The organism is Pantoea sp. XAF26B01_ASV70 (assembly GCF_054512635.1).
The window spans coordinates 2,407,316-2,430,945 of the sequence record NZ_CM137251.1 but is presented as its reverse complement, the minus strand read 5'-3'; the positions used below and the strand labels follow the sequence as shown (position 1 = coordinate 2,430,945).

Here is a 23,630-nt window from a genome sequence, read left to right as displayed (position 1 = left end):
GGAGGAACGATGCAGGACTTTTTACAGCAAACGCTCTCCGGCGAGGTGCCGCGTAAGCGTAGTGGTGAAACGGCGCATCTTCGCTGGCAATGGTTGTATCACGGCATACTGTTGATGGAGCCGACGGTGCCGGTTAAACAGGCGCTGGTGCTCTCTGCCGGGATCCACGGCAATGAAACGGCCCCGGTAGAAATGGTGAACCAGCTGGTTAATCCGCTGCTGCGGGGCGAAAAGCCGTTACAGCAGCGCATGCTGGTGATTCTGGGTAATCCCTCAGCGCTACGCACCGGTAAGCGCTATGTGCGTTATGACATTAACCGGCTGTTTGGCGGACGCTGGCAGCAGATTGATGATGGTGATGAGGCACGCCGCGTGCTGCGGCTGGAGCAGGCGCTGGAGACCTTCTGGCAGCTGGGCGAGTGCGATGAGACGCGCTGGCATCTCGACATGCACACGGCTATTCGTGGCTCTTATCATCCTCAGTTCGGCGTAATGCCGCATAATGAACGCCCCTGGCCGCCCACGTTTCTTGACTGGCTGGCCGCTGCCGGGCTGGAAGCGCTGGTGTTCCATCGCTCGCCGGGCGGCACCTTTACCCACTTCAGCTGCGAGCACTTCGGTGCGGCCAGCTGTACCCTGGAGCTGGGCAAAGCGCTGCCGTTTGGCGAAAACGACCTCAGTCATTTCAGTGCGGCACAACAGGCGCTGGCGTCTTTACTCTATGGAGAAGTGCTGCCTGCGGCGGCGGTTAAACCGCGTCACTATCGGGTCGCGCAGCAGATCACCCGACTGAGTGAGCACTTTACGCTGCATATGTCGCCGGAAACGCTGAACTTTACCGCGTTTCCACAGGGGACGTTGCTGGCGGAAGATGGTAGCACCCGCTATTACGTGCAGCAGGCGCGGGAGTATGTGCTGTTCCCTAACCCTAACGTGGCCGCCGGGCTGCGTGCCGGACTGATGCTGATTGAAGAGAGCGAACAGACCCAGGCGCTGCCGGTCTGATAGCGGTTGTTAACAGCGCAGACCCTCGGCGCTAAAAAACCGACAGGAAAAGTGGAAGATCGGCTTCCGCTTTCCTGTCGTAACCCTTACACTCCTCCATGATTTCTGCCAAATTCGCTTTAAATTCATAAATATTTTCAATTCCTCACGCCTTTCTTCTTATTCTCTTCATGATTGCCCGATTTTTATCTTTTATGCTTTCACGGCTTTACTCAGGCTCTGAGTAGTTGACGTTCAGCGTCGTATGCTTGTTTCCGAAGACGCGACAGAGTGCTGTCGTCATTATCATGAATTATAAGGACACTATTATGCGCAAACTGACTTCCCTTTTACTGGCTTCTTCGCTGGCGTTTGGTGCAGCCAGCGCCGTCCATGCAGCCGCTGACAACCTGACTCCACCGCCAGCAGGCAGCGAAAAAGCGATGCACAAGCCGCCAATGCGCCACGGCATGGAGATGATGTTTAAAGGTCTGAACCTGACCGACGCGCAGAAAACTCAGATGCGCGACATCATGAAAGAAAGCCACAAAGATATGAAACGCCCGTCACTGGACGAGCGTCGTGCGGCCCACAGCATTATTGCCTCTGACAGCTTCGACCAGAGCAAAGCAGAAGCACAGGCAGAGAAGATGTCCGCCAATGCCAAAGAGCATGCGCTGAAGATGCTGGAAACCCAGAACAAGCTCTATAACGTGCTGACGCCGGAGCAGAAAAAACAGTACAACGCTAACTTTGAAAAGCGTCTGACTGAGAAAGGCCCGCACGAGGGCAAAATGGCACCGCCAGCAGAACCGGCTGAATAACACTCGTTAAGCGAACGGTCTGAGACCGCCGGCGCTGTCCACTGAAGGTGAGTGGGCAGCGTCGGCGGTTTTTTTATAGTGGCAGAATAGGGTAGGCACCTGACAGAATCGGGCGGCAGAGGATTTTGTAGCCGTCGTGATCAAAACCGCCTTTGGGCCGCTGCAGTTTTCTGGCCTCATCCATGCTGCTGACCGAACCGAGATAGAACCAGTGGTCGATAACGTGGATCTGCGTCATCTCTTTGCCTTCCTCCACCAGCCCCACGGCACCCTGCCATGGCCAGCAGAACACCCGCACGTTTTCCAGCGCCTCCAGCAGTCGATCCTGATGATCGCTGACCGGCTCTTTTCCACAGCAGGCCCCGGCGCAACGGCGCAGTGCCGAGCGGAAGCAGCCTCGCCCCGCACTCAGCGCTTCCAGACCCAGCAGGCCATGACAGAGCTGATACTCATCCGCGAGCTGCTTGAGCCGTTCCAGCGCGGCGAAGCGACTGCGATAGAGCCCAAACAGGTTGGGGGACTGGCTGAAATCGAGGTCTTTTGCGTAGACCACATCCGGTTTGCCGTCGGTAATCTGCAATGAACAGAGCTGCCGGTTTTTGCGCAGTCGCTTATTAAACAGTGGCTGCTGGGTTTTGATCATCTGCGCTTCCAGCAGCAGCGCGCCGAGGTCACCCGCGGTAGGGATCCAGCTTACACGCCGCGACTGACGCAGCATTTTCGCCTCATCCGGGGTGCGGAAATGGGACATCACCCGCGAACGCAGATTCACACTTTTACCGATATAGAGCGGCAGCGACTCACTTTCGCCATGAAAGGTATAGACGCCAGGATGATTTGGCAGGCCTTCCAGCCATTCACGCAGGTGTTCGGGATATTGATAAATTGCATTCGCGTCGGGTTCGGGGCGAAGTATGGCAGAACGTCTGACCAAGATGGACTCCATTTACTGGTTGTCCATACAGCATAACAGGCAGGTGAAATGATCGCCAGTCGTCTGGTTACAGAGACCGTGTTGCCCGCCAGCAGATTAGCGAGCCGAGCGTGATCATCGCCACGCCCTGCCAGAAGGCCAGCGGCGGCGTCAGGCCCAGCCACAGCGATCCCAGCAGGGCCGACAGCACCGGCGTAAAATAGGAGGCGGTGGCCAGCAGCGTCAGATTGCCCTGCTGAATTCCGTGATTCCAGGCGGAATAGGCGATGGCGGTGGAGAGCCCGACAAACAGCACCTCCAGCAGCGGCACCAGCGTAAAGGTCATCGGTGCAGTGTGATCGCTGAAGGCATATTTCAGCCACAGCGCCAGGGCGGTCAGGATAAAAAACAGCGTGACGCCATTGGAACCACGGGCAAAGCGGCGGGTGAGATTATTGTAGAGCGCCCAGGTCAGGGCGGCGATAAAGGCCAGTGCATAGGCGACCGGGTTGCGCAGCATATTCTGCCACAACAGCGCCGGCGATCCGTTGCCGCTGCCTTTCATTACCCAGACGATCCCCAGCAGCGACAGCAGCAGTCCTGGCCACAGCCAGACACGGAAACGCTGCTGATTAAACGGGATCGCCAGCACGATGGTCAGACAGGGCCAGAGATAGTTAATCATCCCCAGTTCCAGCGACTGGCTGCGATCGCTGGCCAGCCCGATGGCCAGCGCCAGACAGATTTCATAGCCGACAAAGAGTACGCCCCCCAGCCACAGGTAGATGGCGGGCATTGCGCCAGGTCTGGGCAGGCCCCGGCTCAGGCAAAGGAGACACGCCGTAGTGGTGTAGATCAGCGCCGCGCCACCGGTGGCGCCAAAGGCTTCACTGACGCTGCGCAGCAGGCCAACGGTCGTACTCCAGAGCAGAATGGCGACAAGCCCGATGAGGGTTGCGCGCGAAACGGTGGCAGGCATGCAGCGATCAACAAAGTCAGTGAGAGAAGCCTCCCTTGCCGCGGCAAGGGAGGGGCAGGATTACTTCCAGAAGTCGTCGAATACCGTGATCGGCGGACGACGTTTGTGCTCGGTTTTCTGATACCAGCCTTCGATGATGCGGGCGCTGTCAGGATTGATGCTTTTGCCTTCCAGGTAGTCATCAATCATCTCATAGGTGACGCCCAGCGCCACTTCATCCTGCAGGCCTGGACGATCATCTTCCAGATCGGCAGTCGGTTTCTTCAGATAGAGATGCTCCGGGCAGCCAAGGTGTTTCAGCAACTGCTTGCCCTGACGCTTGTTCAGGCGGAACAGGGGATTGATGTCCGTGCCGCCATCGCCATACTTGGTGAAGAAACCGGTGACGGCTTCAGCCGCGTGATCGGTGCCGACCACCACGCCTTTGGTCATACCGGCGATGCTGTATTGCGCTTTCATCCGCTCACGGGCTTTTTCATTGCCGCGGACAAAATCGGAAAGCGTAATACCCGCCTCTTTCAGCGCGCGCTCACTGGCCAGCACCGACTCTTTGATGTTTACCACCAGCGAACGGTCGGGTTTGATAAAGGCCAGCGCGTCCTGACAATCCTGCTCATCCGCCTGCACACCATAAGGCAGACGCACGGCAATAAAGGTGTAGTCGTTATCACCGCTCTCCTGACGCAGTTCGGTGATCGCCCGCTGTGCCAGCGCGCCCGCCAGGGTTGAATCCTGACCGCCGCTGATCCCCAGCACCAGCGTTTTCAGGCCGCTGTGACGTTTCAGGTAGGCTTTAAGAAAATCGATGCTGACGCGCACTTCCTGGTCGGCGTCGATAGTGGGCTTCACACCCAGGGCTTCAATAATTTCCTGCTGCAGTGACATGAACTTCTCCTCAGGTCAGTGGCCTGTCGGCTCGATGCGAACGTTTTATTAAAGCTAACGTGCCTTTGCGAAAACAACAAGCCAAAGCGGTAACTGATTACCATGAAACGTTGCGAAATCAGTGAGTTTTTACCTGCGGCAGCGGTTTTTTCGCCAGCACGGTAAACATCAGAATCGCCGTCATAAAGCAGCCAAAAATGGTGGCGCACATGCTCAGCACCGAGGTGCCACCGATGCCGGTAATCGGCACAGTAATCGCACCCAGCGTGAACATCGTGACGCCAATCACCGCGGAGGCGCTACCAGCGCGATGGCCCTGACTCTGCATCGCCAGGGACGAGGCGGTGGTAGCGATAACGCCGTTGCTGGCAATGGTAAAGAACAGTGCCACCAGCAGCAGCGCTAAGGGAGCATGCAGCAGCGCGGCCAGCAGCAGCAGGCTGGAGGCAACAAAGGCCAGCGTCAGTCCGCCTTTCAGCACCCGATATTCGCCCCACAATGGACAGAGGCGGGCGCTGGTCTGTGAAGCAATCACCAGGCCAAACCCGTTGGCCGCAAAGCAGAAGCTAAAGGCCTGGGGCGAAAGACCATAGAGTTGCTGCAGCACGAACGGCGAGGCACCGATGTAGGCGAACATGCCGGACATCATAAATCCCTGGGTCAGGCAGAAGCCCATGAAGGGGCGATGGGTAATCACCTGACCCAATGCCGCGTAGGCGGAGAATATTGATCCTTTACTGCGGCGTGCCTCAGGCAGGGTTTCATGCAGCTTCCAGCGCGCCAGCAGGATCAGCAGAATGGCAATGCCGCCCAGCACCATGAAGATGCCGCGCCAGTTTAAAATCGTCATCAGCACGCCGCCTAATACCGGTGCACCGATCGGTGCCAGACCGTTGACTAGCATCAGCAGAGCGAAGAATCGCGTCAGCTCATGGCCGCTGTACATATCGCGTGCAATTGCCCGTGACAGCACCGCACCGCCCGCACCTGCTAACCCTTCGAACAGCCGCGCCAGCAGCAGCTGGTTAATATCCTGCGCCAGCGCACAGCCCATCGAGGCGATAAATAGCAACACCAGTGACAGGGTCAGCGGGCGCAGGCGGCCGAACTTATCGCTCATCGGGCCAAAGAGCAGCTGGCCAAAGCCGAGACCTAACAGGCCAGCGGTCAGACTCAGCTGCGCGGTAGCGGTTTCAGTGTGCAGGTCCTGGGCCATTTGTGGCAGTGCAGGCAAATAGAGGTCGATGCAGAGCGGGCCCAGTGCGGCCAGCAGGCCCAGCGTAATGGCATAAACCAGACGATTGGAGTGTACAGGGGTCATTTATCCTCGGGATTGTCAGCGATGGGGTAAACAGAAAGCGGGTAAGTCAGTGAAAAACAGCGTCCGGTAACGTGACATTTACGCCGATCTGCGACTGCGCGGATGACGGTGTGGTCTCTGAAAACGGGGCGCTATCGGGTACCTGTTTTGCCGGGCAGTATACGTCTGCGTTGACAGCAAAACAGCCTTCTTTACGAAATCCTGACATTTGGCAGGCCACTAATTGTTCGTCATAAACTTGATAAATCAGCATTTATGTTCCAGGCTTGTTTCCACATGGACAATAAATGAGGAACAACAAGATGAATAAAGTGATGGGATGTATCGCTGCGGCGCTGACACTGGCTGCACTGTCTGGTTGTACGACTTACGATCGTGCGGAAAGCTACGTGACTAAGCCAGTGGTAAAGGATGTTAAAAAGGGTATGACCCGTGATCAGGTTCGTCAGATCGCCGGTACGCCTTCGACTGAAATCACCATGGTTCACGCGCGCGGCACCTGCCAGACTTATGTACTGGGTCAGCGCGACGGTAAAGCTCAGACTTACTTCGTGAGCTATAACGACACCGGCCGTGTCATGAACTACGGCTTCCAGAGCTGTGCGGAATATGACACCGATCCGCAGGTTCAGCAGTAACTCTTAGCACCCCTGAATAGCAAACGGCCCGTCATTATGACGGGCCGTTTTTCGTTGTGGCACTGACTACAAACCTGCCGGACGCGGCACCTCAACATAATCGCCATCTATCTGCCGCTGGTAGAAGTGGCCAGCCTGCACATAGAAGCGTTTGCCGTTAAAGTCGAGTACCCGCATTTCACTGCTGACCCGCGACTCTGCAGGCGGCTCTGCCACCACATACTCATCGCCGTGACGCTGATAATAATTGCCGTTGAGCAGATAGTAGGTCAGTCCGCCTATCAGCACCGCGGTTGCGGCTTCAGGCAAAAAGCGCACCGGTCCGGGTCCGCCCCAGTGTGGCCCGTGGCCGCCATGGCGATCCCATCCACCCGGCGGGCCCCAGTCGCCAGGATGAGCGAAAGCCAGAGCGGGTGTCAAAAGCGTCAGCGTCAGAAGCGAGGCGATTATCTTTTTCATCAGGTGTTCTCCTCATAAGACTGGCTGCAGAATTCGCTTTTTATCGGGCAAAGACAAGCACTAAAGCGGCGATTTTTCGCCTGTTTACCATGCTTAACGCTTTCTTAACGGCGTTGCCATTAATGGGGGGGATTATGGAGAAGAAGGGCGGGAATAACCTGGCGCGGGCGCGCCAGGTTCAAAGCAGATTAGCGGTGCGCCAGTTCGGCGTTGTCGTCGCTTTCCAGGACGCGCTTATCGGTCAGACCTAACCAGCGACTGGTGAGAGAACCGGCGGTCATGGAACCGTTGACGTTCAGGGCTGTACGACCCATATCGATCAGCGGCTCAATGGAGATCAGCAGCGCCACCAGGGTGACCGGCAGGCCCATCGCAGGCAGGACAATCAGCGCCGCGAAGGTTGCACCACCGCCGACACCGGCAACGCCTGCTGAGCTCAGCGTCACGATCCCGACCAGCGTCGCAATCCACAGCGGGTCAAACGGGTTGATCCCGACGGTTGGCGCAACCATCACTGCCAGCATGGTTGGATAGAGACCGGCACAGCCGTTCTGGCCGATAGTGGCACCAAAAGAGGCCGCGAAGCTGGCAATCGACTCAGGCACGCCAAGACGACGGGTCTGGGTTTCCACGCTCAGCGGAATGCTGGCTGCGCTGGAGCGGCTGGTAAAGGCGAAGGTAATAACCGGCCACACTTTACGGAAGAAGCGCATCGGGTTGATACCATTTACCGACAGCAGCAGGGCGTGGACACCAAACATGATGGCCAGACCGAGGTAAGAGGCGACCACAAAGCTGCCCAGCTTGATGATGTCCTGCAGGTTAGAACCGGCAACCACTTTGGTCATCAGCGCCAGCACACCATAAGGTGTCAGCTTCATCACTAAACGCACCAGCTTCATGACCCAGGACTGCAGCGTATCGATCGCGACCAGCACGCGCTGACCTTTAACTTCATCATCTTTCAGCAACTGCAGTGCAGCTACACCCAGGAAGGCGGCGAAGATAACGACGCTGATAATCGAGGTCGGACTGGCTCCGGTCAGATCGGCAAACGGGTTTTTCGGGATAAAGGAGAGCACCAGTTGCGGCACGGTCAGGTCAGCCACTTTGCCGACATAGTTGCTCTGAATCGCACTGAGACGCGCAGTCTCCTGCACGCCCTGAACCAGACCTTCTGCGCTCAGGCCAAACAGGCCGGTCACAAAGACGCCGACCAGCGCCGAGATCGCGGTGGTAAACAGCAGTACGCCAATCGTCAGTACGCTGATTTTCCCCAGCGACGAGGCGTTATGCAGACGGGCGACCGCACTCAGAATGGAAACGAACACCAGCGGCATTACGACCATCTGCAGCAACTGGACATAGCCATTACCGACGATGTTAAACCAGCTGATAGACTCTTTGACCACTGCGCTGTTTTCGCCGTAGATCAACTGCAAAACCAGGCCGAACAGTACGCCGATTACCAGACCGGTCAGCACTTTCTTCGACAGGCTCCAGTTCTGACGGCTGAAGCGAGAGAGCAATACCAGCAGCACCACAAAGGCTACGATATTAAGCGTAAGAGGAAGGTCCATACTGAAACTCCAGAGTAATGCGGCCTTTCGCTCTGGAAAGGCCGCATAATGTTAATCACGAATTAAGACAGCAGGAATGGTAACAGCAGGCGAAGAGGGTGCCTTATATCCAAATGGCATGGTTTATAACTTAAAGGCGTTTTGTGCTGATTTATTGCGCAGTATGACTGGAAATCAACCGTCCGACGCCATTTTGTAGCGTATCGAACAGCTGTGACGGCCAGCCGTTTGCACCAAAAGATGGCATGCCCACCGGAAACCAGAGCGCATATCCCACCAGTCCCAGGCACAACGCCCGTTCAAGCTGGTTGCCTTTCTGACTGCGCAGAATCGGCAGCCGGAAGCGCCAGCGGCAGGGCCACAGCAGCGGAACCCCGGCAGGCGTCAGCATATCGGCCACAATATGGCTAAGGTAGCCCAGCGTCAGACCCTGCAGGACATCAGGCGGTATCGGCGACGACTGGGGCAGGTTTATCTGAAAAAGCCATAAACCGGCGGCTATCGCCAGCAAACTGTGGGTAAAGCCGCGATGGCCGAACGCGCGCGCAATAGGATGAGAGAGCCAGCGCAGTCGCTGTCCCAGCAGAGATTTAGGGTGATCGATATCGGGCAACAGACATGTCAGCAGCGCTGAGGGAACAAGATGCCACCAGTCGGCCTGCGCCAGCACTGGTGTCAGCTCAGCACGCTTCGCAAAGATAGCGCTGGCAATGGCAAAAATGATGTGGCCTTCGCCCGTCATGATAGAACCTGGTTGCAAAGAAAACTGTCGATGCATCCAGTATAGGGATTTATCCAGTAAATGAGAACATGTGACGCTGTAACGAAGCATGAATATTATTAACAAGGCGGACAGCGATGAAACCCTGTCCGCCAGTAAGATTAACGCGCCAGCCAGCCGCCATCCACCGCCAGGGTGTAGCCATTCACGTAGTCAGACGCGGAAGAGGCCAGGAAGACTACCGGGCCCATCATGTCATCCGGCACGCCCCAGCGGCCTGCCGGAATACGCCCCAGAATCTCTTCACTGCGCGACTCATCATTACGAAGCTGTTCCGTATTGTTGGTGGCCATGTAACCGGGAGCGATGGCATTGACGTTAATGCCATGTTTTGCCCACTCGTTCGCCATCAGACGGGTCAGTCCCATCACGGCACTTTTCGACGCCGTATAAGAGGGCACGCGGATACCGCCCTGGAAGGAGAGCATGGAGGCGATATTGATGATCTTGCCGCCATTACCCTGCGCGATAAACTGACGGGCAACCTGCTGCGACAGGAAAAACAGGCTCTTGCTGTTAAGATTCATCACGTCATCCCAGTCCTGCTCGCTGAAATTCAGTGCGTCCTCACGGCGGATAATGCCGGCATTGTTGACCAGAATGTCAATTTTACCGGCAGCGGCCAGCGCCTGTTCAACCACTGAGGCCACCACGCTGGTCTGCATCAGATCGGCCTGTACCGGCCAGAACCGGCGACCCAGCGCCTCCACTTTACTTTGGGTATCATCCGGGCCATCACGATTAACGCCGACGATATCACAACCCGCCTGGGCCAGACCCAGCGCCATACCTTGCCCTAAACCGGTATTACAGCCGGTCACCAGCGCGACTTTACCTTCCAGGTTAAACGTACTCAGTACCATGGTATTTCTCCTCTGCTCAGCGCAGTTCACTGATTTTGACGTGGTCCATGTCATCAAAGACCTGATTCTCACCCACCATGCCCCAGATAAAGGTGTAACGCTGGGTGCCGACACCGGCGTGAATTGACCAGCTGGGTGAGATCACCGCCTGCTCGTTGTGTACCAGCAGATGGCGGGTTTGCTGCGGTTGCCCCATCATGTGGAAGACGGCGCACTCTTCGCTCATATCGAAGTAGAAATAGACTTCCATGCGGCGTTCGTGGGTGTGGCAGGGCATGGTGTTCCACAGGCTGCCTTCATCCAGTTTGGTTAAGCCCATGGTGAGCTGGCAGGTGGGCAACACATCCGGCACGATAAATTTGTTAATGGTGCGGCGATTGGAGGTCGCGGCATCACCCAGCGTCGCGGTGGCCGCTTCCTGCAGCGTGATCTTCTTGTCCGGGAAGGTGCTGTGTGCTGGCGCACTGTTGTAATAGAATTTGGCCGGCTGTGCCGGGTTCAGGCTGCGGAACAGCAGGTTGCGCGCACCTTTGCCGATGTAAAGTGCCTCTTCGTGACCGATTTCCCACGCTTTACCGTCAACTTCTACCAGACCCGGGCCGCCAATATTGATCATACCCAGCTCGCGGCGTTCAAGAAAATAAGCGACGCCCAGCTGTTTTCCCATCTCATCACCGATAGTGACCGGATTATTCACCGGCATGACGCCGCCAATAATGATGCGGTCGATATGGCTGTAGGTCAGGGTGTAATCATCGGCAGTAAATATCTTCTCAATCAGGAACTCGCGGCGCAGTGCTTCAGTGTCGAGTTGCTTAGCGTGATCGCTGTGAATGCTTTGACGAACGTCCATCTCAGGCCTCTCTGCAGGTCAGGTTATTCATGCCCCAAACGGGGACGCTTTTGGCATCTTAGGCAGAGCGGGATGGGAATTCAATAAAAATGAAACGTTGTTTTATTTTTTGCGGGTCAGATCAAGTGACAGGTGCAACAGGCAATAAAAAGCCCGCCATAAGCGGGCTGTTATTATCCCTGCAGATGCTGCAGGCTAAGCTGGGTCAGATTGTCCAGCCGGACATCCGCCAGCGTCCAGCGGGGATCGTCACGGTGTTCAGCGGCGGGCACCACAATCGATCGCATACGCGCTGCTTTGGTGGCTATCATGCCGTTAAACGAATCTTCCAGCGTGACGCAGTTGAGCGGATCGATTGCCAGGCTGGCGGCGGCGTTGAGATAGACCTGCGGATGGGGCTTGCTGTAGGGCAGCGCTTCTGCTGAAGCCAGCACATCGAAATAAGGGCGCAGATTGAAGATCTCCAGCACTTGTTCCAGCATCTTTAGCGGTGATGCGGAGGCAAGGCCGATTTTCAGCCCCTGTTCCCGGCACAGTTGCAGCGCCGTTTCCACGCCCGGCAGCAGTGGCCGCGTCTGATCCACCAGCGTCATGGCGCGCGTAATAATCCGCTCAGTGACCTCCTGCTGAGAGGGGCCATGCCACGGCAGCGTTTCGTACCACATCCGTACAGTCTGATCGATGCGCAGACCCAGGGTATCGGGCATTTCACTGCGACGTGACAGGTCAACATCCAGCGTTGAAAAGATATCCAGCTCAGCCTGATCCCACAGAGGTTCAGAATCGATCAGTAAGCCATCCATATCAAACAGGGCAGCAAGGACAGGGCGGTGATAAGGCATCAGGGGGTCTCCTTTTAAAGTCAGCTTTACCTTAACATCATTCTTTGCTGGCGCACGCTCTGCCCGACAGGCCACGCTTTATTTGGGAAATTTCACCGTTGGCAGGTAAACTGACGGCAAATTGGATTCCGGGTTCAGGAGATATTATGACCTATCAACAGGCTGGCCGTATCGCCATCCTCAAGCGAGTGGCAGGCTGGGTGCTCTTTTTAGTGGCGCTGCTGTCGACCATTATTTCTGTATTGAGCTTTATGTTTAAGCATAGCGAAAAGCAGCCAGGCATTGATGCCGTCATGCTCGATTTCGTCCACGTCATCGTCGACATGCTGCGCTTTAACACGCCATTCCTGAATGTCTTCTGGCATAACTCGCCGGTACCGGAATTTAACGGTCAGATGAACCTGGGTTTCTGGCTAATCTACATTCTGATTTTTGTCGGGCTGGCGCTGGAGTCGTCAGGCGCGCGGATGGGACGTCAGGCGCGTCACGTCAAAGAAGGCATTGAGGATCAGATGATTCTGGAGCAGGCAAAAGGCAGTGAAGGGCGTAGCCGTCAGCAACTGGAAGAGAAGGTGCGCGTACCTCGCCACACCATCTTCCTGCAGATCTTCCCGCTCTATGTCCTGCCGGTGGTGATTGCGATAGCCGGTTATTTTGCGCTGTCGCTGCTGGGCTTTATCTGACCGCGAGCTTTGTCAGGCCGGTCTGGCCTGACTGGCGCCCAGCGCATCCTCATCCAGCAACTGGCCAATGGCGAACTGTGCATCGCCTGGCCAGTGCCCGCCAAAGACGTTAGCCCGGTTGAGCAGATAGTAGAGCTGGTAGACCGGCAGACGCTGCGAAAAACCATCCGGTAGCGGCCACACCGCCTGATAACCGTCGTAAATCTGGCGAGGCAGGTCAGGGTACCAGCTCAGCATGGCTAAATCGCACTCACGGTCGCCCCAGTAGCAGGCAGGGTCGAACAGCCAGGGGCCACTCTCACTGCTGGCGCAGTTAGCCGGCCAGAGATCGCCATGCAGCAGCGACGGCTGCGGATGATGTGACGCGAGCACCCGCTGCACGCAGGCAACGATCAGCTCTGTATCCCCGTACTGAATTCCCTTTTCCGCTGCCAGTTGCAGCTGCCAGCCAATGCGCTGTTCAGCAAAAAAAACCGACCAGCGTCGCAGCCAGCTATTGGGTTGGGGCGTCGTGGTGATGTTATTGTCGAAATCGAGGCCGAACTGCGTCTGCTCGCTCCACTGATGCAGATGCGCCAGTTGCTGACCGAGCTGATATGCACTCTGCTCATCAAGCGGCTGTGGCCTGATATATTCCAGCAGCAGAAAGCTCTCCTCGCGATGATGACCCACACCATAGACTTTAGGCACCCGAACCGTGCCGGTGCGCGCCAGCAAATCCAGCTGGTCTGCTTCCCAGGTAAAGAGCGACAGCATATCGCGGCTGTTACTTTTGACGAAGACGTCGTGATCACCGTAGCGGATCTGCCAGGTGGGATGGATATCACCCCCCGCGAGGGCGTGACGTTGAGTGATTTCGGCGTTGCCTAACTGCTCGCTTAACAGACGACTAATGGCTGACCACATTGGGCTATCCTCGTTATTCGCTGCGTAAGTTCGATTGTATTGCGTAAATATTCACCAAAAACCGCGCAATTGCACCCTTTATTCTGGCGCTGAGGTGGCAGGGCGATGATCGGCAGCATCGCGCAGATACTCTTCGAAGGTCGTGACGGTCACCTCGGGTTCCTGACCCAGCGCGCTTTCACCGGCCGCAGTGACCTGCTGCCGCAGATCCTCAGCCTCCAGCCTGCTGACGATGCCATAGCTGTTCGTACCGAGTTCATGCGGATGGCCGTCGTCATCTGTCATCGTGGTCGTGAAACCTGCGGCGGTCATTGCGCTGGTCAGCTCCAGGATGTCACTTAAGCCCGACTCCTGATAATGAAAGGTCACGATATAGCGGGTTAAGGTGTTACTCATGAGGCACCTCCGGGGAAGGGAAACTGAACTGAGCGTAGACCATGGTGAAAAATCAGGCGAATTATGAAGGAGATGCTGCGTGTGTGACGTGATGCATAGCGTAAATTCGTGTCAGGAGCCAGCAGCATAACGTAAAAATCTTCTGCCGTTGCGTCTGGCTTTTCGTTTGGGCAGCACTATAATGCGCGACGTTAATAAGATGAGTCCCAATTAACAGGGGTTGTCAGGGTGATTCCAGGCATTTTGTGTAAGTTAATAATTTTTTACAAAACTTACCGTAAATTGCATTGAATGCCCGGCAAAACGCTTCAGACTCTCCGTTTTTTAAACAGTCGCACGGATCACATTTAATGAAAGCCTATAACAAGCTGTCTGCTGTTCTTTTGCTCTCCGCCGGAGCTTTTTGTCACCAGGCAATGGCCGATAACGCCGTATTTACGTCAATGGATGACCCTTCAACAGCTAAAAAGCCGTTTGAAGGTTCTGCTGCTGCGGGATATCTGGCGCAAACCGGTAACACCACCAGTTCATCAATGACGGCTCAGACCAATATGACCTGGTATCAGTCATTTATGGCTTACAGCTTGTGGGGTAACGCAGCCAACACCTCGTCAAACGATGAGCGCTCTTCTGAAACTTACAACATCGGTGGTCGTTCACGTTACAACCTCAACTCGTATGACTACCTGTTTGGACAGGCGAGCTGGTTAAGCGATCGTTTCAATGGTTACGATTCACGCGACGTGCTGACAGCCGGTTACGGTCGTCAGATTCTGAATGGACCGGTGCACTCGCTGCGTGCGGAATTGGGTCCGGGTGTACGTTATGACGATTATCACGCGGGTGGTCATCAGACCAAAGCGCTGGGCTATGGCGCAGTCAGCTATCAGTGGCAGCTGACCGACACCACTAAATTTATTCAGGGCGTGTCAGTGCTGAGCAGCTTTGGAGAAGACACCACGGTGAACTCCGAAACCGGTCTGCAGGTGGCGATCAACAGCCACTTCGCGCTGAAGCTGGCTTACAACGTCAGCTGGAACAACAATCCGCCGGAATCGGCACCTGATCGTACCGATACCAAAACCTCAATCATGCTCTCTTACGCAATGTAAGCGCATTTTTGCAGCAGCATTCACAGCGGCCTGACAGTGTGTCAGGCCGCTTTTTTTTGATTTCTCCAGGGCTTAGCGAAAAAGGCATGGGTTTTTCTCGCCGGGGAAAACTGCTATCATCAGCCCCGCACTGCAATCCTGGCGACATTCCGACAATGTGGGTCTGATATCACGCCGGGTCACTAATTTTACATTACGTTGCATGTAGGCTTTCGTGTGGCTTACCACTGCAAATAAGGATATGAAATGCCTGTAATTACGCTTCCTGATGGCAGCCAGCGCGTGTTTGACCGCCCTGTCAGTGTGATGGATATTGCGCTGGACATCGGTCCTGGGCTGGCGAAAGCCTGTATCGCTGGCCGTGTTAACGGTGAACTGGTTGATGCTGTTGATCCCATCACTGAAGATGCCGCCGTAGCGATCATTACCGCTAAAGATGAAGCGGGTCTGGAAATCATCCGTCACTCCTGTGCGCACCTGTTAGGGCATGCGATTAAACAGCTGTGGCCGGATACCAAAATGGCGATTGGCCCGGTCATTGATAACGGCTTCTATTATGATGTCGACATCGATCGTACCCTGACCCAGGAAGATATCGACCTGCTGGAAAAACGCATGCATCAGTTGGCTGAAACCAACTACGATGTGGTGAAGAAGAAGGTCAGCTGGCAGGAAGCTCGCGACGTCTTTGCGGCGCGCGGCGAAATTTACAAGACCACCATTCTTGATGAAAACATCAGCCATGACGATAAGCCTGGCCTGTATCATCACGAAGAATATGTCGACATGTGCCGCGGTCCGCACGTGCCGAACATGCGGTTCTGCCATCATTTTAAACTGCAGAAGATCTCCGGTGCCTACTGGCGCGGCGACAGCAACAACAAAATGCTGCAGCGTATTTATGGCACCGCATGGGCAGACAAAAAGCAGCTGGCAGCCTATCTGCAGCGTCTGGAAGAGGCGGCGAAGCGTGACCATCGTAAGATTGGTAAGCAGCTGGATCTCTACCACATGCAGGAAGAAGCACCAGGCATGGTCTTCTGGCATAATGACGGCTGGACCATCTTCCGCGAGCTGGAAGTGTTTGTCCGCAGCAAGTTAAAAGAGTACCAGTACCAGGAAGTTAAAGGTCCATTCATGATGGATCGCGTCCTGTGGGAAAAAACCGGGCACTGGGAAAACTATAAAGAAGCAATGTTCACCACCTCATCTGAGAACCGTGAATATTGCATCAAACCGATGAACTGTCCTGGGCATGTTCAGATCTTTAATCAGGGTCTGAAATCCTACCGTGACCTGCCGCTGCGTATGGCAGAGTTCGGCAGCTGTCACCGTAATGAACCCTCAGGCGCACTGCACGGCCTGATGCGTGTTCGTGGCTTTACCCAGGATGATGCACACGTCTTCTGTACTGAAGAGCAGGTGCGTGACGAAGTGAACAGCTGTATCCGCATGGTTTATGACATGTACAGCACCTTCGGTTTTGAAAAGATTGTGGTGAAGTTATCCACCCGTCCTGAGAAGCGCATCGGTACGGATGAGATGTGGGATCGTGCCGAGGAAGATCTGGCTGCGGCGCTGAACGAAAACAATATTGAGTTTGAGTTCCAGCCAGGCGAAGGCGCGTTCTACGGTCCTAAAATTGAGTTTACTTTGTACGATTGTCTTGATCGCGCCTGGCAGTGCGGAACAGTTCAGCTAGACTTCTCCCTGCCAAAACGCCTTGAAGCAACCTACGTGGGTGAAAACAATGATCGTCAGACGCCAGTGATGATTCACCGTGCGATTCTGGGGTCAATGGAGCGTTTCATCGGTATTCTGACCGAAGAATTCGCCGGTTTCTTCCCAACCTGGCTGGCACCGCTGCAAGTCGTGGTAATGAATATTACCGACGGACAAGCAGAATATGTTGAGTCTTTGACGCGTAAGCTGCAGAATGCTGGCATTCGTGTGAAGGCAGACTTGAGAAATGAGAAGATAGGCTTTAAAATCCGCGAGCACACATTACGTCGCGTCCCTTATATGTTGGTCTGCGGTGATAAAGAGGTGGAATCTGGCAAAGTTGCCGTTCGCACCCGCCGTGGTAAAGACCTTGGGTCGATGGATGTCGATGTGTTTGTTGAGAAACTTCAACAAGAGATTCGCAGCCGAAATCTTCAACAATTGGAGGAATAAAGTATTAAAGGCGGAAAACGAGTACTACCGACGCGTCCGAACAAAATCAACAGTGAAATCCGCGCAACTGAAGTGCGCTTAACAGGCATGGATGGCGAGCCGATTGGCATTGTCACATTACGCGAAGCTTTGGAAAAAGCCGAGGAAGCGGGCGGCGACTTAGTCGAAATCAGCCCGAATGCCGAACCGCCGGTCTGCCGCATCATGGATTACGGCAAGTTCCTCTATGAAAAAAGCAAATCTTCTAAGGAACAGAAGAAGAAGCAAAAAGTTATTCAGGTTAAGGAAATCAAATTCCGTCCTGGAACCGATGATGGCGACTATCAGGTCAAACTACGCAACCTGATTCGCTTTCTGGAAGAAGGCGATAAAGCCAAAATCACGCTGCGTTTCCGCGGTCGTGAGATGGCGCACCAGCAGATCGGTATGGAAGTGCTTAACCGCGTCCGTAAAGACCTGTGTGAAGATCTGGATTTGGCCATTGTCGAATCCTTCCCTTCGAAGATCGAAGGCCGCCAGATGATCATGGTGCTCGCTCCTAAGAAGAAACAGTAGGCTTTCAAGTAACACTAACCGCGCAGCGTTCGCGCTGTGCGGTTAACTGTTCGCCTGTCTGGGTCATGTTATTAACAATGCGAAGTGGATATTTTTAAAATGCCAAAGATTAAAACTGTACGTGGTGCGGCTAAGCGCTTCCGCAAGACCGCTTCTGGCGGCTTCAAGCGTAAACACGCAAACCTGCGTCATATTCTGACCAAAAAATCTACTAAGCGTAAACGTCACCTGCGCCCTAAAGGCATGGTGTCAAAAGGCGATCTGGGTCTGGTAATTGCCTGCCTGCCGTACGCATAAGTAATTTTTTCATTAAATCAGAATATTAAACAGGAGAGCTAAATGGCTCGTGTAAAACGTGGTGTAGTTGCTCGCGCACGTCACAAAAAAATCTTAAAACAAGCTAAAGGCTATTACGGTGCACGTTCACGTGTTTACCGCGTTGCCTTCCAGGCTGTTATCAAAGCTGGTCAGTATGCTTACCGTGACCGTCGTCAACGTAAGCGTCAGTTCCGTCAGCTGTGGATCGCGCGTATCAACGCAGCGGCTCGTCAGAACGGCATGTCTTACAGCCGTTTCATCAATGGTCTGAAAAAAGCAGCCATTGAGATTGACCGTAAGATCCTGGCCGACATCGCGGTATTCGATAAAGTGGCATTCTCTGCACTGGTCGAAAAAGCGAAATCAGCCCTGGCGTAAGTCAGATGGAAAAGGGAGCTTGCTCCCTTTTTTATTGCCTGTAACTTACGCAAAAGATTGACATTTCCGGCGCTGAGCATTTCAATAGACCCCCTGTATCGCATGACAAGGTAACCGCAAGCATGAACGCTGCTATTTTCTGTTTCTTTTTTTACTTTAGCGCCTGACATCCAGGGGCTTTTGCGCATAAGAAAAGAAACGAAAAATCGCGCTAAAAGCCTCCCTCGTGGAGGCTTTTTTGTTTCTGGCGCTAGCATATTGGACCGGCAGGTCCCAACGAGAACTGACCAGCCTGACTGGAAAAAGAGGAAACTATGTCCCAACTCGCAGAACTGGTGGCCAGCGCCACGGCGGCCATCGACGGGGCGACGGATATCGCCGCCCTTGACGCGGTGCGCGTCGAATACCTGGGTAAGAAAGGACATCTGACACTGCAGATGACTACGTTACGCGAGCTGCCAGCCGAAGAGCGCCCGGCAGCGGGTGCGGTAATCAATGAAGCGAAGCAGCAGGTGACTGAGCGTCTGAATGCGCGCAAAGATGCCCTGGAAGCTGCGGTGCTGAATGCCCGTCTGGCTGAAGAGACCATTGATGTCTCTCTGCCTGGCCGTCGCATTGAGAATGGCGGCCTGCATCCGGTAACCCGCACCATGGATCGCATTGAGACCTTCTTTGGTGAGTTAGGCTTTGGCGTCGTAACCGGTCCAGAAATTGAAGATGATTATCATAACTTCGATGCGCTGAATATTCCTGCCCATCACCCGGCCCGTGCTGATCACGACACCTTCTGGTTTGACGCCACGCGCCTGCTGCGTACCCAGACGTCCGGCGTGCAGATCCGTACCATGAAGGCTCAGCAGCCGCCGATTCGCATTATTGCGCCGGGCCGCGTCTACCGTAACGATTACGATCAGACCCATACCCCGATGTTCCATCAGATGGAAGGGCTGATTGTGGATAAAAACATCAGCTTTACCAACCTGAAAGGCACGCTGCACGATTTCCTGAACAACTTCTTCGAAGAAGATCTGCAGATTCGTTTCCGTCCCTCCTATTTCCCGTTTACTGAGCCATCAGCAGAAGTTGACGTCATGGGTAAAAACGGCAAGTGGCTGGAAGTGCTGGGTTGCGGCATGGTTCACCCTAACGTGCTGCGCAATGTCGGCATCGATCCGGAAGTCTACTCCGGTTTCGCCTTTGGTATGGGCATGGAGCGTCTGACCATGTTGCGCTACGGCGTGACCGATCTGCGTGCCTTCTTTGAAAATGATTTACGTTTCCTCAAACAATTTAAGTAAGGGCAGGATATCCAATGAAATTCAGTGAACTCTGGTTACGCGAATGGGTAAATCCAGCCCTGGACAGCGCTGCGCTGTCTGAACAAATCACTATGGCCGGTCTGGAAGTTGACGGCGTTGATCCGGTTGCCGGTGCCTTCCACGGCGTCGTGGTCGGGGAAGTGGTGGAGTGCGGCCAGCACCCGAATGCAGACAAGCTGCGTGTGACCAAAATCAACGTGGGCGGCGATCGCCTGCTGGATATCGTCTGTGGCGCGCCGAACTGCCGTCAGGGACTGAAAGTCGCGGTCGCCACCGTCGGAGCCGTGCTGCCAGGTGATTTCAAAATCAAAGCGGCCAAACTGCGTGGCGAGCCGTCTGAAGGCATGCTCTGCTCTTTCTCCGAGCTGGGGATTTCCGACGACCACAACGGCATCATCGAACTGCCAGCCGATGCGCCGATTGGCACCGACATCCGCGCCTACCTGCAGCTTGATGACAACACCATCGAAATCAGCGTCACGCCTAACCGCGCTGACTGTCTGGGTCTTATCGGTATCGCCCGTGATGTCGCCGTCCTCAATGGTTTGCCACTGAACGTGCCGGAGATGCAGCCGGTCGCTGCGACGCTGAACGACACTTTCCCGATTCAGGTTGATGCGACAGAAGCCTGTCCACGCTATCTGGGCCGTGTAGTAAAAGGCATAAACGTTGCTGCTGCCACGCCATTGTGGATGAAAGAGAAGCTGCGTCGTTGTGGTATTCGTTCTATCGATCCGGTGGTGGATATCACTAACTACGTTCTGCTGGAGCTGGGTCAGCCGATGCACGCCTTCGATCTCGACCGCATCGACGGTGGTATCGTGGTGCGTATGGCGAAAGAGGGCGAAAAGCTGACGCTGCTGGATGGCACTGAAGCCAGCCTGCAGAGTGATACCTTAGTGATCGCCGATCATCAGAAAGCGCTGGCGATGGCTGGTATCTTTGGTGGCGAACATTCGGGCGTGAACGGCGAAACGCAGAATATCCTGTTCGAGTGCGCTTACTTTGATCCGCTCTCTATTACCGGCCGCGCCCGTCGTCATGGTCTGCATACCGACGCGTCACATCGCTACGAGCGTGGTGTTGACCCGGCGCTGCAACACACCGCGCTGGAGCGTGCTACCCAGCTGCTGCTGTCAATCTGCGGCGGTGAAGCGGGCCCGATCATCGATCAGACTCATCAGGCAGCCCTGCCTGTGCCAGCGACGATCACGCTGCGTCGTGAAAAGCTGGACCGTCTGATTGGCCACGTGATCGCGGATGAGCAGGTGACTGACATTCTGACGCGTCTCGGCTGTGAAGTGACCGTGGGAGAAGGGCAGTGGCAGGCCGTCGCCCCGAGCTGGCGCTTCGATATGGCGATTGAAGAAGATCTGGTTGAAGAAGTGGCTCGTATTTACGGCTACAACAACATTCCGGATGTGCCGGTACAGGCGGGTCTGGTGATGACTCAGCATCGCGAAGCGAATCTGTCGCTGAAGCGCGCGAAAAACCTGCTGGTGGACAAGGGCTATCAGGAAGCGATTACCTATAGTTTCGTCGATCCGAAAATTCAGCAGCTGCTGCACCCGGGTGAAGAGGCGCTGTTGCTGCCGAGCCCAATCTCCAGCGATATGTCGACCATGCGTCTCTCACTCTGGACCGGCCTGCTCAGCGCGGTAGTCTACAACCAGAACCGTCAGCAGAGCCGCGTGCGCCTGTTTGAGAGCGGCTTACGCTTTGTGCCGGATACCCAGGCAGATTTGGGCATCCGTCAGGATCTTATGCTGGCTGGCGTCATCAGCGGTAACCGCGTTGAAGAGCACTGGGATCTGGCGCGTCAGACAGTTGACTTCTATGATTTGAAAGGCGATTTAGAATCGCTGCTCGATTTAACCGGCAAACTGGATGACATCAGCTTCCGTGCTGAAGCGAATCCGGCGTTGCATCCAGGACAGAGCGCGGCGATTTATTTGCATGATGAACATATCGGATTTATCGGCGTGGTTCATCCTGAGCTGGAACGTAAGCTTGATCTCAATGGCCGCACCTTAGTCTTTGAACTGCTTTGGAATAAGGTCGCAGACCGCGTCCTGCCTGACGCGCGCGAGATTTCTCGCTTCCCGGCGAACCGTCGTGATATTGCCGTTGTGGTGGCTGAAAACGTCCCCGCAGCAGATATCATCGCGGAGTGTAAGAAAGTTGGCGTAAATCAGGTAGTTGGCGTAAACTTGTTTGACGTGTACCGCGGTAAGGGCGTTTCTGAGGGCTACAAGAGCCTCGCAATCAGCCTGATTTTGCAGGATACCAGCCGGACACTCGAAGAAGAGGAGATTGCCGCGACCGTTGGCAAATGCGTTGCGGCATTAAAAGAGCGATTCCAGGCAACCTTGAGGGATTGAACCTATGGCGCTTACAAAAGCTGAGATGTCAGAGTACCTGTTTGAGAAACTCGGGCTGAGCAAACGCGATGCCAAAGAGTTAGTAGAGCTGTTTTTCGAAGAGGTACGTCGCGCTTTGGAGAATGGAGAACAGGTAAAACTGTCTGGGTTTGGTAATTTTGACCTGCGTGACAAAAACCAGCGTCCTGGCAGAAACCCGAAAACGGGTGAAGATATTCCGATTACTGCGCGTCGCGTAGTAACGTTCCGCCCAGGACAGAAGCTGAAAAGCCGCGTAGAGAACGCTACACCCAAAGAGACTGACTGAATTTCAGCGTTTCAAAAAGGCCGCGCAAGCGGCCTTTTTTCATGGTTTCAGTACGCAGCAATCCCGCCTCCCGCGCCCGTTAATCTCCCTGGCGGCAAAGAGCAAACCGCCTCATCTGCCTTTCTTTTTTCTGCAATCCCTCTACAATCAAATCTCTGTTTTCTCAGCTAATCCCGCTTATGTCTCTGCTCGACCAGCTCGCGCGCCAGGCCGACCAGCGCGGCCAGAAATGGCTTATTGTGTTAGCACTTATGCTCTCTGCTCTGCTCTGTCTCAGCCTGTGTGCCGGTGACAGCTGGATCGCGCCCTCAGACTGGTTCACGGAAAGCGGCAGGCTCTTTGTCTGGCAGTTGCGGCTGCCCCGCAGTCTGGCGGTGGTGCTGGTCGGTGCGTCGCTGGCGGTATGCGGTGTCGTGATGCAGGCGCTGTTTACAAATCCGCTGGCGGAGCCCGGCCTGCTCGGCGTCTCGAACGGTGCCGGTATTGGCCTGGTGCTCGGCGTGCTGCTGGGTAGCGGTTCGCTGTGGAGCCTTGGGCTGGCGGCGATGGCCGGTGCACTGATAATTACGCTCATCCTGCTGCATTTTGCCCATCGTCAGCTCTCGGTCACCCGGCTATTGCTTACCGGCGTAGCGCTGGGGATTATCTGTAGTGCCATCATGACCTGGGCGGTCTACTTCAGTACCAGCCTCGATCTGCGCCAGTTGATGTACTGGATGATGGGGGGATTCAGCGGGATTGACTGGCGCTATGGCTGGATGATGCTGGCGCTGCTGCCGGTGATGCTGGCCCTGGGAGCGACCGGGCAGATTCTTAATCTGCTGGCGCTGGGCGAGACATCCGCCCGCCAGCTCGGACTGTCTCTCTTCTACTGGCGTAACCTGCTGGTGCTGGCCATGGGCTGGCTGGTCGGCATCAGCGTCGCGATGGCCGGTGCTATTGGCTTTATCGGACTGGTGATCCCGCATCTGCTGCGTATGAGCGGCATCAGCGATCACCGTTATCTGCTGCCGGCATCGGCGCTGGCTGGCGCCGGTGTATTACTGGCAGCCGATATTGTGGCTCGTCTGGCGCTGACGTCGGCGGAATTACCGATAGGCGTCGTGACGGCGACACTGGGCGCGCCGCTGTTTATTATTTTACTGGTGAAATCTTCACGCTAGCTTCGGCTGGCGACT

Annotated in this window: 27 protein-coding genes and 1 other annotated feature; of the genes, 14 read left to right on the top strand and 13 right to left on the bottom strand. The window is 55.2% G+C overall.

From position 1 onward, the window contains the following. The first annotated feature begins 9 nt into the window (after window positions 1-9). The gene (astE, locus tag ACX8ZY_RS11405) at window positions 10-1,005 is read left to right on the top strand and encodes a succinylglutamate desuccinylase (RefSeq protein WP_263053984.1); all 996 of its coding nucleotides are present in this window, start codon (window positions 10-12) and stop codon (window positions 1,003-1,005) included. 308 nt (window positions 1,006-1,313) lie between these two features. Continuing rightward, window positions 1,314-1,808, top strand: a complete 495-nt coding sequence (gene spy / locus ACX8ZY_RS11400; protein ID WP_010245731.1) for an ATP-independent periplasmic protein-refolding chaperone Spy — start codon at window positions 1,314-1,316, stop codon at window positions 1,806-1,808. A 73-nt stretch (window positions 1,809-1,881) separates the two neighbouring features. Here spy and cho read toward each other — a convergent pair whose 3' ends face one another. The 5 genes from cho to ACX8ZY_RS11375 all read right to left on the bottom strand — a co-directional run bounded on the left by cho (window position 1,882) and on the right by ACX8ZY_RS11375 (window position 6,159). Then, on the bottom strand, window positions 1,882-2,742 hold the full coding sequence (gene cho / locus ACX8ZY_RS11395; RefSeq protein ID WP_022625761.1) for an excinuclease Cho: 861 nt from the start codon (window positions 2,740-2,742) through the stop codon (window positions 1,882-1,884). Window positions 2,743-2,809: 67 nt separating this feature from the next. Continuing rightward, window positions 2,810-3,700, bottom strand: a complete 891-nt coding sequence (gene yddG, locus ACX8ZY_RS11390) for an aromatic amino acid DMT transporter YddG (protein WP_158131748.1) — start codon at window positions 3,698-3,700, stop codon at window positions 2,810-2,812. Between the two features lie 60 nt (window positions 3,701-3,760). Then, entirely contained in the window at window positions 3,761-4,585 is an 825-nt protein-coding gene (nadE, locus tag ACX8ZY_RS11385) for an ammonia-dependent NAD(+) synthetase (protein ID WP_010670018.1), read from the bottom strand. 118 nt (window positions 4,586-4,703) lie between these two features. Then, window positions 4,704-5,906 carry a multidrug effflux MFS transporter gene (locus ACX8ZY_RS11380; protein WP_033757466.1) on the bottom strand — a complete coding sequence of 401 codons (1,203 nt, stop codon included), beginning with the start codon at window positions 5,904-5,906 and terminating at the stop codon, window positions 4,704-4,706. Between the two features lie 46 nt (window positions 5,907-5,952). After that, window positions 5,953-6,159 carry a hypothetical protein gene (locus ACX8ZY_RS11375; protein ID WP_182499979.1) on the bottom strand — a complete coding sequence of 69 codons (207 nt, stop codon included), beginning with the start codon at window positions 6,157-6,159 and terminating at the stop codon, window positions 5,953-5,955. A 49-nt stretch (window positions 6,160-6,208) separates the two neighbouring features. Here ACX8ZY_RS11375 and osmE point away from each other — a divergent pair, with 49 nt between their 5' ends. Continuing rightward, entirely contained in the window at window positions 6,209-6,544 is a 336-nt protein-coding gene (gene osmE / locus ACX8ZY_RS11370) for an osmotically-inducible lipoprotein OsmE (RefSeq protein WP_010245718.1), read from the top strand. Between the two features lie 66 nt (window positions 6,545-6,610). On the opposite strand, the gene ACX8ZY_RS11365 is transcribed toward osmE, so the two are convergent. The 6 genes from ACX8ZY_RS11365 to hxpB form a co-directional block, all read right to left on the bottom strand. Next, window positions 6,611-7,003, bottom strand: coding sequence for a DUF6515 family protein (locus ACX8ZY_RS11365; RefSeq protein ID WP_033757987.1), 393 nt, complete (start codon window positions 7,001-7,003; stop codon window positions 6,611-6,613). Between the two features lie 188 nt (window positions 7,004-7,191). Next, on the bottom strand, window positions 7,192-8,583 hold the full coding sequence (locus tag ACX8ZY_RS11360; RefSeq protein ID WP_010670021.1) for an L-cystine transporter: 1,392 nt from the start codon (window positions 8,581-8,583) through the stop codon (window positions 7,192-7,194). A gap of 151 nt (window positions 8,584-8,734) precedes the next feature. After that, window positions 8,735-9,325 carry a metal-dependent hydrolase gene (locus ACX8ZY_RS11355; RefSeq protein ID WP_010245708.1) on the bottom strand — a complete coding sequence of 197 codons (591 nt, stop codon included), beginning with the start codon at window positions 9,323-9,325 and terminating at the stop codon, window positions 8,735-8,737. A 140-nt stretch (window positions 9,326-9,465) separates the two neighbouring features. After that, a complete protein-coding gene (kduD, locus tag ACX8ZY_RS11350; protein ID WP_010245706.1) occupies window positions 9,466-10,227 on the bottom strand; it encodes a 2-dehydro-3-deoxy-D-gluconate 5-dehydrogenase KduD in 762 nt (253 codons plus the stop codon). A 16-nt stretch (window positions 10,228-10,243) separates the two neighbouring features. Further along, window positions 10,244-11,080, bottom strand: a complete 837-nt coding sequence (gene kduI, locus ACX8ZY_RS11345) for a 5-dehydro-4-deoxy-D-glucuronate isomerase (RefSeq protein WP_010245701.1) — start codon at window positions 11,078-11,080, stop codon at window positions 10,244-10,246. 173 nt (window positions 11,081-11,253) lie between these two features. Beyond that, window positions 11,254-11,922: a hexitol phosphatase HxpB gene (gene hxpB, locus ACX8ZY_RS11340; protein ID WP_010670023.1), complete on the bottom strand. Its 669-nt coding sequence runs from the start codon at window positions 11,920-11,922 to the stop codon at window positions 11,254-11,256. A gap of 146 nt (window positions 11,923-12,068) precedes the next feature. Here hxpB and ACX8ZY_RS11335 point away from each other — a divergent pair, with 146 nt between their 5' ends. Further along, window positions 12,069-12,605: a YniB family protein gene (locus ACX8ZY_RS11335; protein ID WP_010245694.1), complete on the top strand. Its 537-nt coding sequence runs from the start codon at window positions 12,069-12,071 to the stop codon at window positions 12,603-12,605. 12 nt (window positions 12,606-12,617) lie between these two features. Here ACX8ZY_RS11335 and ACX8ZY_RS11330 read toward each other — a convergent pair whose 3' ends face one another. Both ACX8ZY_RS11330 and ghoS read right to left on the bottom strand, forming a co-directional pair. After that, a complete protein-coding gene (locus ACX8ZY_RS11330; RefSeq protein ID WP_033757473.1) occupies window positions 12,618-13,511 on the bottom strand; it encodes a fructosamine kinase family protein in 894 nt (297 codons plus the stop codon). A gap of 78 nt (window positions 13,512-13,589) precedes the next feature. Then, window positions 13,590-13,907 carry a type V toxin-antitoxin system endoribonuclease antitoxin GhoS gene (gene ghoS / locus ACX8ZY_RS11325; protein ID WP_163639473.1) on the bottom strand — a complete coding sequence of 106 codons (318 nt, stop codon included), beginning with the start codon at window positions 13,905-13,907 and terminating at the stop codon, window positions 13,590-13,592. Window positions 13,908-14,257: 350 nt separating this feature from the next. Here ghoS and ACX8ZY_RS11320 point away from each other — a divergent pair, with 350 nt between their 5' ends. From ACX8ZY_RS11320 to btuC, 10 genes are all read left to right on the top strand, one after another. Beyond that, window positions 14,258-15,019, top strand: a complete 762-nt coding sequence (locus ACX8ZY_RS11320; RefSeq protein ID WP_459259908.1) for a DUF481 domain-containing protein — start codon at window positions 14,258-14,260, stop codon at window positions 15,017-15,019. 246 nt (window positions 15,020-15,265) lie between these two features. Further along, window positions 15,266-17,194: a threonine--tRNA ligase gene (thrS, locus tag ACX8ZY_RS11315; protein WP_010245687.1), complete on the top strand. Its 1,929-nt coding sequence runs from the start codon at window positions 15,266-15,268 to the stop codon at window positions 17,192-17,194. 3 nt (window positions 17,195-17,197) lie between these two features. After that, complete coding sequence (gene infC / locus ACX8ZY_RS11310) at window positions 17,198-17,749, top strand: translation initiation factor IF-3 (protein ID WP_029519030.1); 552 nt, start codon at window positions 17,198-17,200, stop codon at window positions 17,747-17,749. Window positions 17,750-17,848: 99 nt separating this feature from the next. Next, the gene (rpmI, locus tag ACX8ZY_RS11305) at window positions 17,849-18,046 is read left to right on the top strand and encodes a 50S ribosomal protein L35 (protein ID WP_010245683.1); all 198 of its coding nucleotides are present in this window, start codon (window positions 17,849-17,851) and stop codon (window positions 18,044-18,046) included. A gap of 42 nt (window positions 18,047-18,088) precedes the next feature. Further along, window positions 18,089-18,445, top strand: coding sequence for a 50S ribosomal protein L20 (rplT, locus tag ACX8ZY_RS11300; RefSeq protein WP_003853267.1), 357 nt, complete (start codon window positions 18,089-18,091; stop codon window positions 18,443-18,445). A gap of 117 nt (window positions 18,446-18,562) precedes the next feature. Next, window positions 18,563-18,688: a sequence feature (Phe leader region), on the top strand. Continuing rightward, complete coding sequence (gene pheM, locus ACX8ZY_RS11295; protein WP_421665378.1) at window positions 18,568-18,612, top strand: pheST operon leader peptide PheM; 45 nt, start codon at window positions 18,568-18,570, stop codon at window positions 18,610-18,612. It overlaps the preceding feature by 45 nt. A gap of 71 nt (window positions 18,689-18,759) precedes the next feature. Then, entirely contained in the window at window positions 18,760-19,743 is a 984-nt protein-coding gene (gene pheS / locus ACX8ZY_RS11290; RefSeq protein ID WP_010245680.1) for a phenylalanine--tRNA ligase subunit alpha, read from the top strand. 14 nt (window positions 19,744-19,757) lie between these two features. After that, window positions 19,758-22,145 carry a phenylalanine--tRNA ligase subunit beta gene (gene pheT / locus ACX8ZY_RS11285; protein WP_062757528.1) on the top strand — a complete coding sequence of 796 codons (2,388 nt, stop codon included), beginning with the start codon at window positions 19,758-19,760 and terminating at the stop codon, window positions 22,143-22,145. A 4-nt stretch (window positions 22,146-22,149) separates the two neighbouring features. Next, on the top strand, window positions 22,150-22,452 hold the full coding sequence (ihfA, locus tag ACX8ZY_RS11280; RefSeq protein WP_003853259.1) for an integration host factor subunit alpha: 303 nt from the start codon (window positions 22,150-22,152) through the stop codon (window positions 22,450-22,452). A 179-nt stretch (window positions 22,453-22,631) separates the two neighbouring features. Beyond that, on the top strand, window positions 22,632-23,615 hold the full coding sequence (gene btuC / locus ACX8ZY_RS11275) for a vitamin B12 ABC transporter permease BtuC (protein WP_033771623.1): 984 nt from the start codon (window positions 22,632-22,634) through the stop codon (window positions 23,613-23,615). Window positions 23,616-23,630: the final 15 nt, after the last annotated feature.

What these genes read in the sequence shown, in the direction of transcription:
- ACX8ZY_RS11380 (WP_033757466.1), bottom strand. Translation starts at nt 5,906, where the DNA reads ATGACCCCTGTACACTCCAATCGTCTGGTTTATGCCATTACGCTGGGC.
- pheT (WP_062757528.1), top strand. Translation starts at nt 19,758, where the DNA reads ATGAAATTCAGTGAACTCTGGTTACGCGAATGGGTAAATCCAGCCCTG.
- astE (WP_263053984.1), top strand. Translation starts at nt 10, where the DNA reads ATGCAGGACTTTTTACAGCAAACGCTCTCCGGCGAGGTGCCGCGTAAG.
- ACX8ZY_RS11330 (WP_033757473.1), bottom strand. Translation starts at nt 13,511, where the DNA reads ATGTGGTCAGCCATTAGTCGTCTGTTAAGCGAGCAGTTAGGCAACGCC.
- thrS (WP_010245687.1), top strand. Translation starts at nt 15,266, where the DNA reads ATGCCTGTAATTACGCTTCCTGATGGCAGCCAGCGCGTGTTTGACCGC.
- ACX8ZY_RS11335 (WP_010245694.1), top strand. Translation starts at nt 12,069, where the DNA reads ATGACCTATCAACAGGCTGGCCGTATCGCCATCCTCAAGCGAGTGGCA.
- hxpB (WP_010670023.1), bottom strand. Translation starts at nt 11,922, where the DNA reads ATGCCTTATCACCGCCCTGTCCTTGCTGCCCTGTTTGATATGGATGGC.
- kduI (WP_010245701.1), bottom strand. Translation starts at nt 11,080, where the DNA reads ATGGACGTTCGTCAAAGCATTCACAGCGATCACGCTAAGCAACTCGAC.
- kduD (WP_010245706.1), bottom strand. Translation starts at nt 10,227, where the DNA reads ATGGTACTGAGTACGTTTAACCTGGAAGGTAAAGTCGCGCTGGTGACC.
- osmE (WP_010245718.1), top strand. Translation starts at nt 6,209, where the DNA reads ATGAATAAAGTGATGGGATGTATCGCTGCGGCGCTGACACTGGCTGCA.
- yddG (WP_158131748.1), bottom strand. Translation starts at nt 3,700, where the DNA reads ATGCCTGCCACCGTTTCGCGCGCAACCCTCATCGGGCTTGTCGCCATT.
- pheS (WP_010245680.1), top strand. Translation starts at nt 18,760, where the DNA reads ATGTCCCAACTCGCAGAACTGGTGGCCAGCGCCACGGCGGCCATCGAC.
- rpmI (WP_010245683.1), top strand. Translation starts at nt 17,849, where the DNA reads ATGCCAAAGATTAAAACTGTACGTGGTGCGGCTAAGCGCTTCCGCAAG.
- ACX8ZY_RS11360 (WP_010670021.1), bottom strand. Translation starts at nt 8,583, where the DNA reads ATGGACCTTCCTCTTACGCTTAATATCGTAGCCTTTGTGGTGCTGCTG.
- ihfA (WP_003853259.1), top strand. Translation starts at nt 22,150, where the DNA reads ATGGCGCTTACAAAAGCTGAGATGTCAGAGTACCTGTTTGAGAAACTC.
- ACX8ZY_RS11365 (WP_033757987.1), bottom strand. Translation starts at nt 7,003, where the DNA reads ATGAAAAAGATAATCGCCTCGCTTCTGACGCTGACGCTTTTGACACCC.
- ghoS (WP_163639473.1), bottom strand. Translation starts at nt 13,907, where the DNA reads ATGAGTAACACCTTAACCCGCTATATCGTGACCTTTCATTATCAGGAG.
- spy (WP_010245731.1), top strand. Translation starts at nt 1,314, where the DNA reads ATGCGCAAACTGACTTCCCTTTTACTGGCTTCTTCGCTGGCGTTTGGT.
- ACX8ZY_RS11375 (WP_182499979.1), bottom strand. Translation starts at nt 6,159, where the DNA reads ATGCTGATTTATCAAGTTTATGACGAACAATTAGTGGCCTGCCAAATG.
- nadE (WP_010670018.1), bottom strand. Translation starts at nt 4,585, where the DNA reads ATGTCACTGCAGCAGGAAATTATTGAAGCCCTGGGTGTGAAGCCCACT.
- rplT (WP_003853267.1), top strand. Translation starts at nt 18,089, where the DNA reads ATGGCTCGTGTAAAACGTGGTGTAGTTGCTCGCGCACGTCACAAAAAA.
- ACX8ZY_RS11355 (WP_010245708.1), bottom strand. Translation starts at nt 9,325, where the DNA reads ATGACGGGCGAAGGCCACATCATTTTTGCCATTGCCAGCGCTATCTTT.
- btuC (WP_033771623.1), top strand. Translation starts at nt 22,632, where the DNA reads ATGTCTCTGCTCGACCAGCTCGCGCGCCAGGCCGACCAGCGCGGCCAG.
- ACX8ZY_RS11320 (WP_459259908.1), top strand. Translation starts at nt 14,258, where the DNA reads ATGAAAGCCTATAACAAGCTGTCTGCTGTTCTTTTGCTCTCCGCCGGA.